This window comes from Oxalicibacterium flavum (assembly GCF_014635065.1).
Lineage (GTDB): Bacteria > Pseudomonadota > Gammaproteobacteria > Burkholderiales > Burkholderiaceae_D > Oxalicibacterium > Oxalicibacterium flavum.
Window position 1 is genome coordinate 344,621 of the sequence record NZ_BMCG01000001.1, and the last position, 18,395, is coordinate 363,015.

Annotated in this window: 21 protein-coding genes; 8 read left to right on the forward strand and 13 right to left on the reverse strand. The window is 62.3% G+C overall.

Annotated elements, in window-relative coordinates:
- Nucleotides 1-30: 30 nt before the first annotated feature.
- Nucleotides 31-537 carry a flavin reductase family protein gene (locus IEV38_RS01600; RefSeq protein ID WP_188394416.1) on the forward strand — a complete coding sequence of 169 codons (507 nt, stop codon included), beginning with the start codon at nucleotides 31-33 and terminating at the stop codon, nucleotides 535-537.
- Between the two features lie 5 nt (nucleotides 538-542).
- Here IEV38_RS01600 and IEV38_RS01605 read toward each other — a convergent pair whose 3' ends face one another.
- From IEV38_RS01605 to IEV38_RS01630, 6 genes are all read right to left on the reverse strand, one after another.
- Nucleotides 543-1,553: an L-threonylcarbamoyladenylate synthase gene (locus tag IEV38_RS01605; RefSeq protein WP_188394417.1), complete on the reverse strand. Its 1,011-nt coding sequence runs from the start codon at nucleotides 1,551-1,553 to the stop codon at nucleotides 543-545.
- 18 nt (nucleotides 1,554-1,571) lie between these two features.
- Nucleotides 1,572-2,786 carry a 5-(carboxyamino)imidazole ribonucleotide synthase gene (locus IEV38_RS01610; RefSeq protein WP_188394418.1) on the reverse strand — a complete coding sequence of 405 codons (1,215 nt, stop codon included), beginning with the start codon at nucleotides 2,784-2,786 and terminating at the stop codon, nucleotides 1,572-1,574.
- Nucleotides 2,783-3,286: a 5-(carboxyamino)imidazole ribonucleotide mutase gene (purE, locus tag IEV38_RS01615; protein WP_188394419.1), complete on the reverse strand. Its 504-nt coding sequence runs from the start codon at nucleotides 3,284-3,286 to the stop codon at nucleotides 2,783-2,785. The genes IEV38_RS01610 and purE overlap by 4 nt, the downstream gene beginning before the upstream one ends.
- Nucleotides 3,287-3,296: 10 nt before the next feature.
- Nucleotides 3,297-4,184, reverse strand: a complete 888-nt coding sequence (locus IEV38_RS01620; protein ID WP_188394420.1) for a phosphoribosylaminoimidazolesuccinocarboxamide synthase — start codon at nucleotides 4,182-4,184, stop codon at nucleotides 3,297-3,299.
- Nucleotides 4,185-4,298: 114 nt separating this feature from the next.
- A complete protein-coding gene (fba, locus tag IEV38_RS01625; RefSeq protein WP_188394421.1) occupies nucleotides 4,299-5,363 on the reverse strand; it encodes a class II fructose-bisphosphate aldolase in 1,065 nt (354 codons plus the stop codon).
- A 131-nt stretch (nucleotides 5,364-5,494) separates the two neighbouring features.
- Nucleotides 5,495-6,688 carry a phosphoglycerate kinase gene (locus IEV38_RS01630; RefSeq protein WP_188394422.1) on the reverse strand — a complete coding sequence of 398 codons (1,194 nt, stop codon included), beginning with the start codon at nucleotides 6,686-6,688 and terminating at the stop codon, nucleotides 5,495-5,497.
- 317 nt (nucleotides 6,689-7,005) lie between these two features.
- Between IEV38_RS01630 and IEV38_RS01635 the strand changes: the two genes are divergently transcribed.
- From IEV38_RS01635 to IEV38_RS01660, 6 genes are all read left to right on the forward strand, one after another.
- Nucleotides 7,006-7,926 (forward strand): branched-chain amino acid transaminase, encoded by a 921-nt coding sequence (locus tag IEV38_RS01635; RefSeq protein ID WP_188394423.1) that lies wholly within the window; start codon nucleotides 7,006-7,008, stop codon nucleotides 7,924-7,926.
- Nucleotides 7,927-8,025: 99 nt separating this feature from the next.
- Nucleotides 8,026-8,226 (forward strand): zinc-finger domain-containing protein, encoded by a 201-nt coding sequence (locus IEV38_RS01640; protein ID WP_188394424.1) that lies wholly within the window; start codon nucleotides 8,026-8,028, stop codon nucleotides 8,224-8,226.
- On the forward strand, nucleotides 8,226-8,657 hold the full coding sequence (locus IEV38_RS01645) for a YybH family protein (RefSeq protein WP_188394425.1): 432 nt from the start codon (nucleotides 8,226-8,228) through the stop codon (nucleotides 8,655-8,657). Before IEV38_RS01640 ends, IEV38_RS01645 begins: the two co-directional genes overlap by 1 nt.
- Before the next feature lie 81 nt (nucleotides 8,658-8,738).
- Nucleotides 8,739-9,695 (forward strand): YheT family hydrolase, encoded by a 957-nt coding sequence (locus tag IEV38_RS01650; RefSeq protein ID WP_188394426.1) that lies wholly within the window; start codon nucleotides 8,739-8,741, stop codon nucleotides 9,693-9,695.
- 18 nt (nucleotides 9,696-9,713) lie between these two features.
- On the forward strand, nucleotides 9,714-10,316 hold the full coding sequence (locus IEV38_RS01655; protein WP_188394427.1) for a DUF2946 family protein: 603 nt from the start codon (nucleotides 9,714-9,716) through the stop codon (nucleotides 10,314-10,316).
- A gap of 166 nt (nucleotides 10,317-10,482) precedes the next feature.
- Nucleotides 10,483-11,130: a tellurite resistance TerB family protein gene (locus IEV38_RS01660; RefSeq protein ID WP_371869828.1), complete on the forward strand. Its 648-nt coding sequence runs from the start codon at nucleotides 10,483-10,485 to the stop codon at nucleotides 11,128-11,130.
- A 43-nt stretch (nucleotides 11,131-11,173) separates the two neighbouring features.
- On the opposite strand, the gene IEV38_RS01665 is transcribed toward IEV38_RS01660, so the two are convergent.
- Nucleotides 11,174-12,739, reverse strand: a complete 1,566-nt coding sequence (locus IEV38_RS01665; protein ID WP_308633511.1) for a beta-barrel assembly-enhancing protease — start codon at nucleotides 12,737-12,739, stop codon at nucleotides 11,174-11,176.
- 52 nt (nucleotides 12,740-12,791) lie between these two features.
- On the opposite strand from IEV38_RS01665, the gene moaC reads away from it, so the two are divergent.
- Nucleotides 12,792-13,292 carry a cyclic pyranopterin monophosphate synthase MoaC gene (moaC, locus tag IEV38_RS01670; protein ID WP_188394429.1) on the forward strand — a complete coding sequence of 167 codons (501 nt, stop codon included), beginning with the start codon at nucleotides 12,792-12,794 and terminating at the stop codon, nucleotides 13,290-13,292.
- Nucleotides 13,293-13,402: 110 nt separating this feature from the next.
- Here moaC and IEV38_RS01675 read toward each other — a convergent pair whose 3' ends face one another.
- The 6 genes from IEV38_RS01675 to IEV38_RS01695 form a co-directional block, all read right to left on the reverse strand.
- Entirely contained in the window at nucleotides 13,403-14,461 is a 1,059-nt protein-coding gene (locus tag IEV38_RS01675; protein ID WP_188394430.1) for an acyltransferase family protein, read from the reverse strand.
- 82 nt (nucleotides 14,462-14,543) lie between these two features.
- Nucleotides 14,544-14,672, reverse strand: coding sequence for a hypothetical protein (locus IEV38_RS15350; protein ID WP_268234695.1), 129 nt, complete (start codon nucleotides 14,670-14,672; stop codon nucleotides 14,544-14,546).
- Nucleotides 14,669-15,997, reverse strand: a complete 1,329-nt coding sequence (locus IEV38_RS01680; protein ID WP_188394431.1) for a serine hydrolase domain-containing protein — start codon at nucleotides 15,995-15,997, stop codon at nucleotides 14,669-14,671. The genes IEV38_RS15350 and IEV38_RS01680 overlap by 4 nt, the downstream gene beginning before the upstream one ends.
- Nucleotides 15,963-16,484, reverse strand: a complete 522-nt coding sequence (locus IEV38_RS01685) for a pilin (protein WP_308633512.1) — start codon at nucleotides 16,482-16,484, stop codon at nucleotides 15,963-15,965. Before IEV38_RS01685 ends, IEV38_RS01680 begins: the two co-directional genes overlap by 35 nt.
- A 203-nt stretch (nucleotides 16,485-16,687) precedes the next feature.
- A complete protein-coding gene (locus tag IEV38_RS01690; RefSeq protein WP_188394432.1) occupies nucleotides 16,688-17,407 on the reverse strand; it encodes an FHA domain-containing protein in 720 nt (239 codons plus the stop codon).
- Between the two features lie 11 nt (nucleotides 17,408-17,418).
- Entirely contained in the window at nucleotides 17,419-18,243 is an 825-nt protein-coding gene (locus IEV38_RS01695; protein ID WP_188394433.1) for a Stp1/IreP family PP2C-type Ser/Thr phosphatase, read from the reverse strand.
- Nucleotides 18,244-18,395 lie beyond the last annotated feature (152 nt).

Genomic DNA, 18,395 nt, shown 5'->3' on the forward strand with positions numbered 1-18,395 from the left:
GCATAATGGATGAAAATTCATGAGTCATCGATGTCTATTTCTTCCAATCGTCCGTCTTCGTCCGTCGATACGCAGCACTTCCGCCAGGCGTTGTCCCAGTTCGCCACCGGCGTCACCATCATCACGACACGCCTCGACAACGGCACTTTCCTCGGACTGACGGCCAGCTCCTTCAACTCGGTGTCGCTGACGCCGCCGCTCGTGCTGTGGAGCCTGAACCAGCGCGCCAACAGCATGCCGGTCTTCTCGGGCAACTCGCACTACGTGATCAACGTGCTGGCCGCCGATCAGGCGCACATCGCCACCCAGTTCGCGCGGCCCGGCGAGGATCGCTTCAAGGGCGTTGAATTCACGCTGTCGCCGACCGGCCTGCCGGTGCTGTCCGGCGTCGCCGCCTGGTTCGAATGCCACAACCGCAGCCGCTATCCGGAAGGCGACCACGTCATCTTCGTCGGCGAGGTCGAGAATTGCGACGTCTGCCCGAAGGAGCCGCTGGTGTTCCACGGCGGGCGCTTCCTCTCGGCCTGGCAGCCCTGATTCCCCTACTTCAGCAAACGGTCGAGTATGCCCGCCGAGTCGTGCGCGGCGCGGTGCAGCCTGTCGTTGACGCCACGCCATGCCTCGTCCTGCGGCGGCGCCTCGACCACGATCAGTTCGCTGTCCGTCTCGTCCATCGCACGCAGCGCCGCGTAAAGATCGTGCGCATAGGCATCGGCCTGCGACGACAGCCGCACGCCGTTCTGCGCTGACGCGGCATCCGTGTAATGCATGAGCGCGGCACGGCGGCCACGCTGGTTCAATGCATCCAGCACCTGCGCGAGTTCCTGCGAAGCGACCAACACCACCGGCGTGGCCGGCGCATAGTGCGCATCCAGCGTGCCCGAGGCGCGCGGCGCTTCGGCGTCCGGCAGCGCCGGCGCGTAGCCGAGCACCGCTTCCAGTTGCGCCATCGAGACATGACCGGGACGCAGCAGCACGGCACGCCCGCGCGACAGATCAACGATGGTCGATTCGATGCCGACGGCGCTCTGCCCGCCATCGAGCACGCATTTCACCAGCGGATTGTCCGCGCCGAACTCGTCGCGCACGTGCTGCGCGGTGGTCGGACTCACGTGGCCGAAACGGTTGGCCGAGGGCGCGGCCACGCCGCCCTTGCCGTCCTTGAAGGTGCGCAGCAAGGCCTGCGCCACCGGATGCGAAGGACAGCGGATGCCGATCGAATCCTGGCCGCCCGAAACGGTATTCGGAATGTGCGCGGCGCGCTTGAGAATCAGCGTCAGCGGACCGGGCCAGAAGGCGGCGATCAGCTTGCGCGCATCGTCGGAAATATCGGTGGTCCAGTACGACAGGTCGGCCTCGGGTGCGACGTGCACGATCACCGGATGATTCGACGGCCGGCCCTTGGCTTCATAGATGTAAGTGACGGCGCAGGGATTTTCCGCATCCGCGCCGAGACCATAGACAGTCTCGGTCGGGAAGGCGACCAGCTCGCCGCGTTCGAGCCGGCGCGCCGCGTCGCGGATCGCCGGCCAGTCGAGTCGGTCGTCAGTCATCGTCGCAGGAAAGGAGGTTCAGGGCGCGATGCCAAGGATGGCGCAGGCCTTGCGCAGGTTGTCCTGCGCCTGTTCCATGGTCGGCGCGACGAAGGTGATGTGCCCCATCTTGCGCGCGCGGCGCGCCACGTCCTTGCCGTACAGGTGCAAGTTGGCGCCAGGAATCGCCAGCACCTTGTCCCACTGCGGTTCGCGCGGCGGCGTGGTCTTGTCGTCGGCGCCCGGCTCGAACCAGATGTCGCCGAGGATGTTGAGCATGGCGGCCGGCGAATGCTGGCGCACGTCGCCCAACGGCAGGCGCGCCATCGCGCGCACCTGCTGCGCGAACTGGCTGGTGATGCAGGCGTCGATCGTGTAGTGGCCGCTGTTGTGCGGACGCGGCGCCATTTCGTTGACGACCACCGAACCGTCGGTCAGCACGAAGAATTCGATGCACAGCACGCCGACGTAGCCCAACTGTTTGATCACGGCCAGCGTCGCGGCCTGCGCCTTGTCGGCGGCTTCCTTGCCGATGTTCGGGCCCGGCACCATGGTGGTGAACAGGATGCCGTCGCGATGCACGTTCTCGGCGATCGGATAGACCACCGCCTGGCCGTCGGCACCGCGCGCAGCGAGCACCGAAATCTCGTAGGCCAGCGGCAGCATCTTTTCGAGCACGCAGACCACGCCGTTCATGGCGGCGAAGGCGTCGCGCAATTCCTCGCGCGTCTTCACGCGCACCTGGCCCTTGCCGTCGTAACCGAGGCGCGCGGTCTTCAGGATGCCCGGCAGCAGATCGTCCGGCACCTGGTCCAGATCGGCTTCGGTGCGGATTTCCTTGTGCGCGGCCGGGAACACGCCGGAGATGGTCGCGCATTCGACGAAGAAGCGTTTTTCCTCGAGCCGGTCCTGCGCGATCGCCACGCAGGCGCCGGAAGGCGCGACGAAGGCGTGCTCGGCCAGATACGACAGGCTGCGCGCCGAGACGTTTTCGAATTCGGTGGTGACCGCCGCGCATTGCGCGGCCAGCTTGTTCAAGCCTTCGGTATCGGTATAGCCCGAGCACAGCAGCTGGTCGGCCGCATGGCCGGCCGGGCAATCGAGCGCGGGTTCGAGCACCGCGACCTTGAAGCCCATCTTCTGCGCCGCGTGCACGAACATGCGGCCGAGCTGGCCGCCGCCCATCACGCCGAGCCAGGTGGCCGGCGAGGCGGAAGGATTCGAAGGCTTGTGGGAGGAGAATTGTTCGTTCATGTCGGCAGGCTCATTTCCATGGCGATCTGCGTCTGGCGCGCGCGGAACTCTTCGAGCTTGGCGGCCAGCGCGTGGTCGGTAGTAGCCAGCAGCGCAATCGCCGCCAGCGCGGCATTGGCGGCGCCCGCCTCGCCGATGGCGAAGGTGGAGACCGGAATACCCTTTGGCATCTGCACGATGGACAGCAGCGAATCCTCGCCGCGTAGATACTTGGAAGGCACCGGCACGCCCATCACGGGCACGATGGTCTTGGCCGCGATCATGCCCGGCAGGTGCGCGGCGCCGCCGGCACCGGCGATGATGGCGCGCAGGCCGCGCGCGCGCGCCGATTCGGCGTAGGTAAACATCTGGTCCGGCATGCGGTGCGCGGAGACCACCTGCGCCTCATGCGCGACGCCGAATTCCTTGAGGATCGCCACGGCATGCTGCATCACATCCCAGTCCGAAGAAGAACCCATGACCACGCCGACCAGCGGCGCGCCTGCGGTATTGTCTGCCATGCTGTACTCCTTACTGTTGGCCGGTCAGACGCGTCAGCGCCTCGCGGTACTTGGCGCCGGTCTTGTCGATGACGTCGGGCGGCAGCGTCGGTGCCGGCGCGACCTTCTTCCATTCGGTCAGCGTTTCCAGATAGTCGCGCACGAACTGCTTGTCGAAGGACGGCGGCGAGATGCCCGTCGCATACGAATCGGCCGGCCAGAAGCGCGAGGAATCGGCGGTCAGCACTTCGTCCATCAGGTGCAGCGTGCCATCCTTGTCGAGACCGAATTCGAACTTGGTGTCGGCGATGATGATGCCCTTGGTCGCTGCGTAGTCGGCGGCGGTCTTGTAGAGCTTGATGCTGACGTCGCGGATTTTTTCGGCCAGTTCCTTGCCGATGCGTTTTTCCATTTCCGCGAAGCTGATGTTCTCGTCATGCTCGCCGAGGTCGGCCTTGGCCGCCGGCGTGAAGATCGGTTCGGCCAGTTTCTCGGCCTGCTTGAGACCGACCGGCAACTGCACGCCGCAGACGGCGCCGGTCTTCTGATAGTCGCTCCAGCCGGAACCGATCAGGTAGCCGCGTACCACCGCTTCCACCAGAATCGGCTGCAGGCGCTTGGCGACCACGGCGCGGCCCTTGACCTGCGCGACCTCGTCGGGCGCCACCACGCTTTCGGGCGCGATGCCGGTCAGGTGATTGGGCACGATGTCCTTGAGCTTGTCGAACCAGAAGTCCGACATGCGGTTGAGCACCTCGCCCTTGCCGGGAATCGGCTCGTTCATCACGACGTCGAAGGCGGACAGACGATCGCTGGTGACGATCAGGATCTTGTCGTCGCCGACCGCGTAGTTGTCGCGCACCTTGCCGCGACCGAGCAGCGGCAGGGAAGTGATGGTGGATTGATACAGACTGGTCATGACATTTCCATAAATATCAACGGCGATCCGTAGGGATCGCCGTGGTGGAAGCAACCGTGCGCCGGCTGCGTGCAGGATCGAATTATCGCGCAGTTTTGCCGCGCAGTTTAGTCATTACTGCACGATTTGCGCAAGTTCGCCGTTTTTGTAGCGTTCTGCCATCTTTTCCAGCGGAACCGGCTTGATCTTCGCAGCCTGGCCTTCGCAGCCGAAGGCGATGAAGCGCGCCTTGCAGACTTCCTTGGCGGCGGCCTTGGCCGGCTTCAGGTAGTCGCGCGGATCGAACTTGCCCGGGTTTTCGGCCATGAAGCGGCGGATCGCACCCGTCATCGCAAGGCGGATGTCGGTATCGATGTTGATTTTGCGCACGCCGTTCTTGATGCCTTCCTGGATTTCCTCGACCGGCACTCCATAGGTTTCCTTCATGTCGCCGCCGAACTGGCGGATCTCGGCCAGCAATTCCTGCGGCACCGACGACGAACCGTGCATGACAAGGTGGGTGTTCGGAATGCGCGTGTGGATTTCGCGGATGCGGTCGATGGCGAGGATGTCGCCGGTCGGCTTCTTGGTGAACTTGTAGGCACCGTGCGAGGTGCCGATCGCGATCGCGAGCGCATCGCACTGCGTCTGCTTGACGAAGTCGGCAGCCTGCTCGACGTCGGTCAGCAGCTGCTCGCGCGTCATCGTGCCTTCGGCACCGTGGCCGTCTTCCTTGTCGCCCTTCATGGTTTCCAGCGAACCGAGCACGCCGAGTTCGGCTTCCACCGTGACGCCGATCGCATGCGAGAACGCCACGACCTGGCGCGACACCTCGACGTTGTATTCGTAGCTGGCGACCGTCTTGCCGTCCGCGGTCAGCGAACCGTCCATCATCACCGACGAGAAGCCAGAACGGATCGCCGCCATGCAGACCGCCGGCGACTGGCCGTGATCCTGGTGCATCACGACCGGGATGTGCGGATAGGCTTCGACCGCGGCCAGGATCAGGTGGCGCAGGAAAGGCTCGCCCGCGTATTTGCGCGCGCCGGCCGAAGCCTGCATGATCACCGGCGCGCCGACCTCGTCGGCCGCTTCCATGATGGCGCAGACCTGCTCGAGGTTGTTGACGTTGAAGGCCGGCAGGCCATAGCCGTTTTCGGCGGCGTGGTCCAGCAGTTGACGCAGGGATACGAGTGCCATGTGAATCTCCAGATATCTAAATGTTTCGATGCGGATGGTACGGCATCCGTGCAAGCAATGTGTGCGCCGCGCCATCCATGCCGTGCCGGATCGTCCGGCGCGGCCTTGCCAACCTTGTCAAACCGTGCAGATCAATCCTGCGCGCGCTGCGCCAGGATCTCGACCGCCGGCAGCGTCTTTCCTTCGAGGAATTCGAGGAAGGCGCCGCCGCCGGTGGAAATGTAACCGATGCGGTCGGCGATGCCGTACTTGGCGATGGCCGCCAGGGTGTCGCCGCCGCCCGCGACCGAAAAGCCTTTCGACTCCGCAATCGCCAGCGCCAGCGTCTTGGTGCCTTCCGCGAACTGGTCGAACTCGAACACGCCGACCGGACCGTTCCAGACGATGGTACCGGCGCCGGCGATCTGCTTCGCCAGCGTGGCCGCCGTCTGCGGGCCGATGTCGAGGATCATGTCGTCGTCGGCCACTTCCGCCACCGCCTTGACGGTAGCGGCCGCGGTCGGCGCGAATTCCTTGGCGCACACCACATCCACCGGGATCGGCACCGAGGCGCCGCGCGTTGCCATCATGTCGATGATGGCCTTGGCCTGATCGACCAGATCGGGCTCGGCCAGCGACTTGCCGATCTTGAGTCCGGCCGCCAGCATGAAGGTATTGGCGATGCCGCCGCCGACGATCAGGTGATCGACCTTGTCGGCCAGCGTCTTCAGGATGGTCAGCTTGGTCGAGACCTTGGAACCGGCCACGATCGCCAGCAGCGGCTTGGCCGGCTGGAACAGCGCCTTGCCCAGCGCATCGAGCTCGGCCGCCAGCAGCGGGCCGGCGCACGCCACCGGCGCGAACTTCGCGATGCCGTGGGTGGTGGCTTCGGCGCGGTGCGCGGTGCCGAAGGCATCGTTCACATAGACATCGCACAGCGCCGCGATCTTCTGCGCCAGCGCTTCGTCGTTCTTTTTCTCGCCCTTGTTGACGCGGCAGTTCTCGAGCAGCACGACCTGGCCCGGCGCGACTTCCACACCGTCGGTCCAGTTCTGCCGCAGTTCCACCGGCCGGTCCAGCAGTTCGCTCAGGCGGCGCGCGATCGGCGCCAGCGAGTCAGCCGCGGTCAGCGTGCCTTCCGTCGGACGGCCAAGGTGCGAGGTGACCATGACCGCGGCACCGGCGTCGAGCGCCTGTTCGATGGCCGGGACTGATGCGCGGATGCGCGTGTCCTCGGTGATGTTGCCATCGGCGTCCTGCGGCACGTTGAGATCGGCGCGGATGAAGACGCGCTTGCCGTGCAGTGCGCCCTGTGCGATCAGATCGCTCAATCTTTTGAATTGCATGTGTTGTTGCTTTGTTTAGAAATTCGCGGAAAACCGTTATTTTACCGTACAGGGTTCAGCAAAAAATCTTCCCTTGTTGCAATGCCTGCATCGATAAATCCGTCGATTAGAAGGCCGCGCCCTGAATAGATTCCTTGCCGGACGAAAAAAAGTTATCTATTTACTCATTTGTTGCCGTAATAAAACAAATCGTGTGCAACAGGACCATGTCGTCGGCCACATTTTCCGCGCGCCATCGGTCACGAACGTTTCGGGCCGGGTGCCGAATCCGCTAAAATCGATGCTTTACATAAATAACCGCACACTGGAGCTTGAACATGTCGATGTCCGATCGCGACGGCAAAATTTGGAAGGATGGCCAACTGATTGACTGGCGCGATGCAACCATTCACGTCCTGACCCATTCCCTGCACTACGGCATGGGTGTTTTCGAGGGCGTGCGCGCCTACAAGACCGACAAGGGCACCGCGATCTTCCGCCTCAAGGAGCACACGCAGCGCCTGTTCAACTCCGCCAAGATCTTCCAGCTGAACATCCCGTTCGACCAGCAAACCATCATGCAGGCGCAGATCGACGTGATCCGCGAGAACAAGCTGGAATCCGGCTACCTCCGCCCGCTGGTCTGGATCGGCAGCGAAAAACTCGGCATTTCCGCCAAGGGCAACACCATCCACGTCGCGGTCGCGGCCTGGCCGTGGGGCGCGTACCTGGGCGAAGACGGCATGAACAAGGGCATCCGCGTCAAGACCTCGTCCTACACGCGCCATCACGTCAACGTCTCGCTGGTGCGCGCCAAGGCATCGGGCTACTACATCAACTCCATTCTCGCCAACCAGGAAGCGCTGGCCGACGGCTACGACGAAGCGCTGCTGCTCGACACCGACGGCTACGTCTCGGAAGGCTCGGGCGAAAACGTCTTCATCGTCAAGAACGGCAAGATCTATACGCCGGACCTCGCCTCCTGCCTGGACGGCATCACGCGCGACGCCGTGCTGACCATGGCGCGCGACCTCGGCATCGCCGTCATCGAAAAACGCATCACGCGCGACGAGATGTACTGCGCCGACGAAGCCTTCTTCACCGGCACCGCCGCCGAAGTCACGCCGATCCGCGAACTCGACAACCGCCAGATCGGCGACGGCACGCGCGGTCCGGTCACGACGCGCCTGCAGGCGCTGTTCTTCGACGCGGTGGCCGGCCGCGCGCCGCAGTACAGCCACTGGCTCACGCTGGTCTGACCGGCACGTTGCGGGCGGCCCACATTCGCTGGCCGAATCGGTCGCCGCGGCTTATCATTCCCACACTTCTTTCCAAGTAAAAGCAATACGGAGATTTTCATGACAGCAGCAACGCAAGACAGCGTGTCCGCAATCGAACTCGACGGCAAGGACCTGCCCGCCTACTGCCCCAACCCGGCAATGACTTCGTGGAGCTCGCATCCGCGCGTATTCCTCGACCTGTCGCACGGCGAAGCCAAGTGCCCGTACTGCGGCACGCAATACCGCCTGAAGCCGGGTGCCGTGGTGCATCACCACTGATGTCCAAGGCGCGCAAGCAGTTCGGTTCGGCCGATCACATCGAGACGGCGTTCTACGACGCCATTGGCCGCGCCGATCTCGATGACCTGATGGCCTTGTGGGCGGACGATGAGGAAATCGTCTGCATCCACCCGGACGGCACGCGCCTGATCGGCTATACCGCCATCCGCTCCTCGTGGGCGGACATCTTCACCCGCGGCGGCGTGCACATCCATCCCGTGCAGCTGCATGCCTCGCAGAACCTGATGAGCGCCGTGCACAACCTGATCGAGGAAGTCGGCACGCCCGAAGGCAAGCAACGCGACGTCCACATCATCGCCACCAACGTCTATGTCAAGACGCCGCAGGGCTGGCGCATCGTCGTGCATCACGCATCGGTGGCGCCCGGCAGGCACGAGACGGAACGGGTGTCGAGCACCATCCTGCACTGACGGCGTGCCCGCTTCGCTCACGCCTTCTCTTTCCGCGCTTTCCACACGATCGCGCGCCATGTTCTTCCCGATCCGATCCGCATGAGTTATTCCGCACCGTGGTGGCTGCCGGGCGGCCACCTGCAAACCATCTATCCCGCCAAGCTGATCGCCAAGCCCTTCGTGTTCTATCGGCGCGAACGCTGGCAGACGCCGGACCAGGATTTCATCGACATCGACTTTCTCGACGACCGTGCCGAGACGCCCTTCCTCGTCCTGTTCCACGGACTCGAAGGCTCGTCCGACAGCCACTACGCGCGTGCCCTGATGGCACACATCGCCGGGCTCGGCTGGTCGGGCGCGGTGGTGCACTTCCGCGGCTGCTCGGGCGAGATCAACCTCGCACCGCGCTTCTATCATTCCGGCGACGCCGCCGAGATCGACTGGATCCTGCGCCGGCTGGGGCCGCAACTGCGTACGCGCGGCGCCACGCGCATCTACGCGGTCGGCGTCTCGCTCGGCGGCAATGCGCTGCTGCGCTGGCTCGGCGAATCGCAGCATGAAGCCGAGATCGTTGACGCCGCCTGCGCCGTTTCCGCCCCGCTCGATCTGGCCGGCGGCGGCGCCGCGCTCGGACGCGGCTTCAACATGGTCTATACGCGCGTGTTCCTCAAGACGCTGCGCGAGAAAAGCCTGCAGAAACTGCTGCAATTCCCCGACCTGTTCGACCGCGAGGCCATGCTGCAGTCGCGCAACCTGTACGCCTTCGACAACATCGTCACCGCGCCGCTGCATGGCTACCGCGATACCGACGATTACTGGCACCGCGCCAGCGCGCGATACGTGCTGTCCGACATCACGGTGCCGTCGCTGATCCTCAACGCGCGCAACGACCCCTTCCTGCCGCAGCAATATCTGCCAACCGACGCCTCGCCCAGCGTCACGCTCGAATACCCTGCCGAAGGGGGCCACGTCGGCTTCGCCACCGGCCCCTTCCCCGGCAATCTGAACTGGCTGCCGCAACGCGTGGTCAACTTCCTGCAAGACGCGGCACCCTGACCGCGCACGGGAGCGCCCATGGATGAGATCGTCAAGCAAGCCCTCGCCAAATGGCCCAACGTTCCGCACTGCCACGGCTGGCTCGCGCTCGACGCACGCGGCTACTGGCGCATGCGCGACGAACATGCGCAACGGCATGACCTGCCGGGCGAGCGCATCACCTCGCCTGCGCTGATCGGCTTCATCCAGCGCAACTACACACACGACGACGAAGGCCGCTGGTATTTCCAGAACGGACCGCAGCGCGTCTATGTGGACCTGGAAGCCACACCCTATATCGCACGCACCCATGCGGATGGCTTTGTCCGGCACACCGGGCAGCCCGTCACCCGTCTCGACGCCGTCTGGCTGACCGACCATGGACGCCTGCTGTTGCAAACGCAGGGCGAACCTTGCCTGCTGGACGATCGCGACATGGCCGAGTGCCTGCCGCGCATACGGTGCGATCAACATGCGATCGACGACGAATCGCTGCTGCACTGGCTGGAACAGGAAGGCAAGGGCCATGCGCTGACATTTGGCGACGGCCGCGATTGCGTGTCCGTGAGATTCATGAAGGAAGATGCGCTGGAAACACAATTCGGTTTCGTCAAACACCCGCAGGCGCCGCGCGGAGATTGAACCAAGGCCGGGATTTCCGGTCGATGACTTACCCTCCAACCAACAAGGAAGCACCGTGAGTACACGTCAGATACTGGATCAACTATTGCAGTCCGGTCAGGACCTGGCCCGACAATGGGGCAGCGGACAGAATGCGGGTGGCGGGTTGTCGGACAGACTGAGCGGCATGCTGGGCGGCCAATCCGACAAAGCGGGCAACGACAACAACGGCCTTTCGTCGTTGCTGACGGGTTTCGGCGGAGGCGCAATCAGCGGCGGCGCACTGGCCATGCTTCTCAGCAGCAAGAAGGCGCGAAAAATGGGCGGCAACCTGGCCCTGTACGGCGGCATGGCCGCCCTGGGCGCGCTGGCCTACAAGGCTTACGGCGACTGGCAGCGCGACAAGTCGCGGCAAGCCGGCAATACGGTGGCAGTGGCCGAACCGCAAACGCTGGACCGGCTGCCGGCCGCGCAGGCCGAGCAACACAGTTCCGCGATCCTGATCGCCATGATCGGAGCCGCCAAGGCAGATGGGCATATCGGCCCTGCAGAGACGCAGCTGCTCGAGCAGGAGTTGGCAAAACTCTCGGGCGACGCCAACGACCAGCGCTGGCTGCATGAAGAATTGACGCGTCCTCTCGATCCCGCCGCAGTGGCACGCGCATCCAGCACGCCCGAAATGGCAGCCGAGATGTACCTGGCCAGTCTGCTGGTCGTCGATGAAGAAACCTTCATGGAGCGCGCCTATCTGGATCAACTGGCAAAAGAACTCAAACTGAATCCGGATCTCAAGACCAGACTCGAACAGCAGATACGCGATATCTCCAAGGTCTAGCGCGTTCCATACCGCAAAAGGCAGCATCGCTTCCGCTGCCTTTCTACAGCCCTTCTTTTTCCTGTTTGAGCTCTTCCAGCCGCCGTTCCTTGAACTCGCGCTCGCGCGCATCGATGATCGACTGGTCATAGAACGAAGCATCTGGCGCCCGGCGCGCAATCGACAACTGATCCAGCGCCGCCGGCAGACTGCCGCGCAACGCATAACCTTCCGCCAGCGCCATGTGCTGCAGGGCCTGCCGGCCCTGCTCCGCATACCCCTTGGCCAGACGATCGAACAACTCTGGCTCGCTGCGATAGATCGCCGTCTGGTCGCGCAGGAAATTCACCGCATCATCCGTACGGCCGGCAGCCAGCAACGCATCGGCATACTGCCGCACGATCCCGCGCGAGATCGGAAACTGCTTGCGCGCCACCTCCGCTTCGGCCACCGCTTCCTGCGTCTGCCGCGCCGCCAGCCGCACTTCGATTGCCAGGCTCGTCAAGGCGAGATTGCCTTTCTTTGGCGCGCCATCCTTCAGCACCGTGCGTGCCGCGTCGATGTAGGTCTGCGCCTTCGCCGTATCGCCCTGCCGCAGCGCCACCATTGCAAGGCCATAGTTGCCAGCTACCAGCGAGGTACGCGTGTTCTGCTGCACCTGGCGCCGGAACGCCTGTTCCGCCTCCACCAGCCCCTGCCCCGAATTGGCCTGCAACACGCGCATGCGCGCCTGGATCACCGGCAAATCCAGACCGTCGGCACGCTGCCGATAACGCAGATCGCGCGTGCGCGCCTCGATGTCGGCGATACGCTCGGACGTCAGCGGGTGCGAGCGCAGATAGGCCGGCATCGTGTCGTTATAACCGCGCGTGGCCTGTTGCAGGCGGCCGAAGAAATTGATCATGCCGGTGGTTTCGTAACCCGCATCGCGCAGGATGTCGAGGCCGATGCGATCCGCCTCGCGTTCGGCCTCGCGGCTGAAGTTGAGCTGGCGCTGCATGGCGAGGCCCTGGCTGCCCATCATGATGCCGATGCCGGCATCGGGACTCGAACTCGCCGCCAGCGCACCGAGGATCATGCCCGCCAGCGGGATCAGCATGTCCTGCCGCTGCTTGCCCAGCATGCGCGCGATGTGCCGCTGCGCGACGTGACCGATCTCGTGCGCCATCACCGACGCCAGTTCCGATTCGTTCTGCGCCGCCAGCACCAGCCCCGAATGCACGCCAATGAACCCGCCGGGCAGCGCGAATGCATTGAGCATCGGGTCGCGCACGGCGAAGAAGAAGAAATCGTACTGCGCCTCGCCACGCGCCTCGGGGCGCGTGCTCAACAGGTTGTTGCCAAGGTCGTTCAGGTATTCCTGCACCGGCATGTCGTCGAGATAGTCGCGATTGCGCTTGATCTGGCGCATGATTTGCTCGCCGAGCTTGCGCTCCATGACGGGCGACAGTTCCTCGCGCTCGGTGTCGCCCAGATTGGGCAGCCCCTGCGCTTGCGCCGGCGATGGTGCGCCATGCAGCAAACCCGCCGCCAGCAATACGGCGGCAAACGCCGAGCGCAGCAGCCCGGCGCCATGCCGTGCCGGCTGTCCGTTCGCAGAAGGGGAAATGGAAAATGGAATCAGTTTCACGGTGCTATGATACCCGCTCCCTGCAATCGTTCACCTCACCGCAAGCCACTCCATGAGCTCACAACAGGACAAGCCCGCCAACGACGGCCTCACCCATTTCGACGCCACCGGACAGGCCCACATGGTCGATGTCGGCGCCAAGAGCGAGACGCATCGCATCGCCGTCGCCAGCGGCACCATCCGCATGAAACCGGAAACACTGGCGATCATCGAATCGGGCACGGCCAAGAAAGGCGACGTGCTCGGCATCGCCCGCATCGCCGCCATCATGGCCGCCAAGCGCACCAGCGACCTGATCCCGCTGTGCCACCCGCTCGCCCTCACGCGCGTCACCGTCGATTTCACCATCGACCGCCCCAATGCCAGCGTTGGCTGCACCGCGCAGGTCGAAACCTTCGGCAAGACCGGTGTGGAAATGGAAGCGTTGACGGCGGTGCAAGTTGGCTTACTGACGATCTACGACATGTGCAAGGCCGTGGATCGCGGGATGGTGATGACGGATGTGCGCGTCAGGGAAAAGCATGGGGGGAAGTCGGGGGATTGGAGCGCTTGATACGCTGCAGATATAGTTAAAGATGCCCTTCAATGTTGATTACACGAGACATGGGAATCCCTTCACCAAACCCTGTCGGCACTGCCGAGATACTTGAAAGATAAGGATCATCAGTTCGACGAGCGTGAAGTCATGCTGCCCGCTTCGTGTTCTCTCTCTCCTGCCTGTACCTCTTGTTGATTGAATCGCCGCTCCACCCACGCACGAACCCTGCGTCGCACGGGTGCCTCAATCCACGTGTATGAAGCAACGGCCACCAGCATCGTCAACCCGCCGCCAATGGCCAATTTCCAGTACCAAGGCTCGCTCTTCATCAAGGCAAAGATGAAGTAATGCCACAGGTAAACGCCGTAGCTGATCAACCCCAGCCTGGACAAACGCGCCAGCCATGCGGGTGGCGAACAGATCGCTGCCGCCGTCGCGATCTCCACCAGGGGCATGGCGACTCCCATCATCCAGACGTTGCGGAAAACACCGATCAGCAAGGCTGGCACAAGCAGCCACATCAGGCGCTGCGACACGTGCAGCCCCAGGGCAACAGCACTGCCCAGGATCAGACCGCTCAGCCGCGTATCCGTGCGGTAGTACGCCACGCGGAAGTCAAAGACTTCGTGATTCATCACACGCCAAAGCGTGAACGCCACCCAGAGCAGCATCAGGAGCCTGAGACGGTTCTGCTGGCGCAGCAGCCAGGGCAGGAGAAAGGGCCAGAGCAGGTAGTAGTGCTCCTCCACCGCCAGCGACCAAGTGTGCAGCAGCATGTGCGGCTCGCCCCACGCCATCGCTGTGACGTTGCTCACGTAGAGCAGGACGGGCAGCACCCCCAGCACATCGTCCGTGATGAAGACATAGGCCAGCAACAGCAGCAGCAAGGCCGGCAGCAGGCGCGCGAAGCGCAGCACGAAGAAACGCCGGAGATCAGGCGCCTGCAACAGGCTGCGCGTGATCAGGCAGCCTGACAGCACGAAAAAGATATCCACCCCCAACCGCCCGAAACCCGAATACGGGGCGCGGGAATGCACCAGCATGACCAGCAGGATCGCGATCGCGCGAATGCCGTCCAGGCGCGGGTCGTAGGCCTGGCCATGCAAGTGCACGGCCCCGAGCGCTGACCTGCCGAGCCGCCCCAGCCAGCGCCGTCCGGTTCGCAAGGGGGTTGCGGCTGTCATCAACCCTGCCCCGCCAGCAATTCACGTTCGATGTAGCGGCGCGCCTCGGCACGGGATTTCGCGGCGCCCGCGCCCAGCCGGATCAGCATACGGCCCCCTTTTCATCCAAATCCGCCAATCCGGCTGCCGATCCGGTCATTCCCATGGAGCTGGTCAAGGCCTGCCAGTCGAAATACCGCGTGAACGAAGCATCGTAAAAACCTTCGTTCATGAATTTGAATTCCATCGGCGAGTCGGGGGATTGGAGTGCGTAAGTGCCATGTTTTCGAACCAGAAAGAAAACATCTTTTCATCATCGCGGTATTGCGTTGGTGATTGCCCCCCACCTAGCCATGCCAGCGCGCTCCCATCATCCATTACGATCAGCATGGCTGCCGTGCCGATCATATTTCCACGCCAGACATTTGCATGCCGTCCATTCGCACTGTAATACGATCCCATCAACGAATAACATTTCATGAACTTCCCGCAATCAACGCCGGGCAATATGTATTGGTTCGCAAACGCCAGATATTCTTTCAGGTGCGCTCGCTCGGCCTTCACGATATTGATGAGTTCCATCGCACTGATCCTCATGCCGGCAGCAGCCGACAACGCAGAGAAGTCATAGGATTTCCAAAAATTTTCACTAAACAGGTTTTCAAAACGAATGTCATATTTAGGCTCTTCTTTCGAATATGGCCCGTCTGAAAACTCTCCTTTTCCTTCTTTTACAAAACGTTGTTGTACCAGTTTCCTGTAAGGGATTCCGTACGCATTCTCAGCCAGAACACCAAGCAAACAATAATTGAGGTTTCCATAGCCATAGCGAGTACCGGGCTGAAAATCGAGTACGTAACTGCGTACTTCCGGCAATGCATAAGGACACGGTGGCGTGCGATTTTGAAGCAGCATCGGGTCACCGTTCGGCATACGGTCGAATCCCGCACTATGTCGCAGCAAATCAGCCACCCGCATTTTGTTCCATACACGTTCATTATCAGGCGTGGAACGCGCTGGCTTTCCAAGTATTGGCAGCGCATCGTTAACGGAACTATCCACAGAAATACGTGCTTGAATGTGTGCCTCCACAATCAGAGTGGCCGTAAAAAATTTGGTCACGCTGGCAATCTGAAACAAGGTTTGATCGGAAACTCGTCGCCCTTGCAGGACACCATTCATCCAGCCATTACGGCAAGTATGGATATTTCCGTCACGGTCCAGATACGCAAATTGATTTGTCGGTGATCGCGAATTACCCGGCAATTTTTTCGCGCTTTGTACCAGCCATGCCGGGACACTCTCAGAACATGTGGTACTTAGACTTACAGGAATGGCTTCCAATGGAAACAACCACCTTGGAATCTGCAAGGGCGTCGTTATCCACACATGAATCAACCAAGTGCAGACCACAAAAAATATGGCAAGACAGAAATAAGAAATCGAGCGTTTCATAGAGAAGAAGCCGACAAAGAAAAAGCGCCCACCAGGGCGCTTTTTTTCCCGGGAAACGGGGTTGTTTTTACTCTGCCGTTGCCTCGCAACCTGCAGGTGCATATTTCACGTCAACATTGGTGCCACAGCTCCAAGAACCAGCTGCAGTACGTGTCCAAGTCAATGTACGCGTGGCAAGAACAGTTGCCGCGTTATTACCAAACGTTGCAACAATAGAACCCGGTTGATCGGCGCCGGTCGGCATATTGACCACCAAACCAGACTGGCCCGTACCACCTGCATCGCCACTACCACCATCGCCACCATCGCCACCATCATCGCCAGCGATCAGATTGCTGTGAGTCCAGCCGATATTGCATTCCCCCGAACCGGTGCCAAGAGTCGTTCTTCCATCCAGAATACAAGTCTCCACAGCAGTACGCACGGTACTGGTTTCCGACATCACACGCGCCACCTGCGAACGAGCCACATAGTTCTGATATTGCGGAATCGCCACCGCAGCCAGAATACCGATGATCGCCACAACAATCATCAACTCGATCAGCGTAAAACCCTGTTGGGCTTTCTTCATCATTTTCATCGATTGCATGTTACCTCTCCTGAAATAGTTGGCGGGAAGTGCCGCGAGTTCTCTTGAGCAATCGGCATGCCAAGCAAACAAAGGCGATTTCCCGGTTGTTTTCGTGCGGTTTCGACCAAAAGCGTCAGTTTTTGTTGCGCACGGTGACAATAATTGTCACATCAAGCACGCAAAATACGACACAAAGTAGTCGGCCGCAACACAGCAGACATTTATGGTCGTCGGGCATGGCGCCACCAATCGAGGAAGAAAATCGCCCTGGTATTGCCAATGGTGATGAGGTCGCCTTCATCAAGCGGGCGCGGCGTACTTGTCACCGCACTGCCGTTGACCGTGGCAGGCACTCCCTCCACATGCACGAGTGCATATCCCTCCGGCGATGCGATGAAGACGGCAACCTGCCGGTCCGGATGGCCGATGGTGGTCATCGGTCTGGTCAGTGCGTACTCCCTGCCGGCGTCAAAGCCGTCGAGAATGCGCACGATGGCGACGGCCTTGTCGGCGCGCGGTGCGCCGGGCACCGGTTGCGGCGGCTGCCGCAGTTCGTCCGGCGTCAACTCATGCGACGCAGGCTGTACGGGCGTGTCCGCCACTGCAATCGGAACGAAGACGAGCGTATAGGCGCCGAAAGCAATCACGTCGCCCGCGTCCAGCAGATGGCGACTTACCGCTTCGCCGTTGATGCGGCTGCCATTGGTGCTGTCCAGGTCTTCGTAGGCGTAACCATCCGGCAAACTGAGGATGACGGCATGTTCGGCGCTGACGCCGACCGCATCGATCACGATATCGTTATAGGTGCGGCGGCCGATGGTGGTGCGACTTCTGGTGAGTTCCAGCCTTTGTACAGGCGAACCATCGCGGTAGAGGATCACGCTGGCGGCGGGTTTATCGCTGCTGCGCTCATGCGCATTCATCTCGGCGGTGCTGCTCATGCCCGGCCCAGTCATTTGCGGCCCAACCATTTTCGGATGCGCGCCAGCAGGCCGGCATCATTGGCAGTGCCGTTCACCGACGCCACACTCACAACGATCACCGAGATGTTGTCGCGCCCGCCCTGCTGGTTGGCGGCCAGCACCAGCGCCTCGGACAGCAATTCCAGATCGCCGTCGTCCTGCGCCAGCATGGCGGATAGTTCCTGCGCGGTCAGCATGTCGGACAGGCCGTCCGAACACAGCAGGTAGAGGTCGCCCCGTTCGACCGCGTGGCTGCCGACATCGACATCAATGTGCGGCCCGACGCCGACAGCGCGCGTGATCAGGTTCTTGTTGGGAGCGAAGCGTGCCGCGTCGGCACTCAGGTAGCCGGCATCAACCTGTTCCTGCACCTGCGAGTGGTCGTGCGTGAGTTGGGTCAGCACGCCGCGACGGAAGCGATAGCAGCGCGAATCGCCGAGATGGGCCAGCACGAGGCGGTCATGATGGAACAGCGCCGCCACCACGGTGGTTCCCATGCCGCGACAGGCTGGTTCTGCCAACGAGGTTTCGAAGATGCGCAGGTTGGCATGCTGCACGGCCTCTATCATGAGCTTCTGCAGTTGTCCGCTGCGCGCGGCCCGGCCGCGTTCGGACGACTGCAGCTGTGCCAGTTCGTCCCGCACCAGCTCGGTCGCCATGCGGCTGGCCACCTCGCCGGCGTTGTAGCCGCCCATGCCGTCGGCCAGCACCGCCACCTGCGCCTGTTCATCGAAGGCGATGGCATCCTCGTTGTGCGGGCGCACCAATCCACGATCGGTCTTGGCGGCAAATCTGAGCACAACGTCTGGAATCATATGCACATGCATGCTGCGCGGCGACGCAGCCCTATGGTCGGGGTAAGGGCATTATCACCTGATTGCCCCTCTTGCGGAAAGACTGCGGGCGCGTCATTTGCCGACTTTTTGGCATGCCGGATGTGCGCGGTGATGGGGAGCGCAGCCTCGTC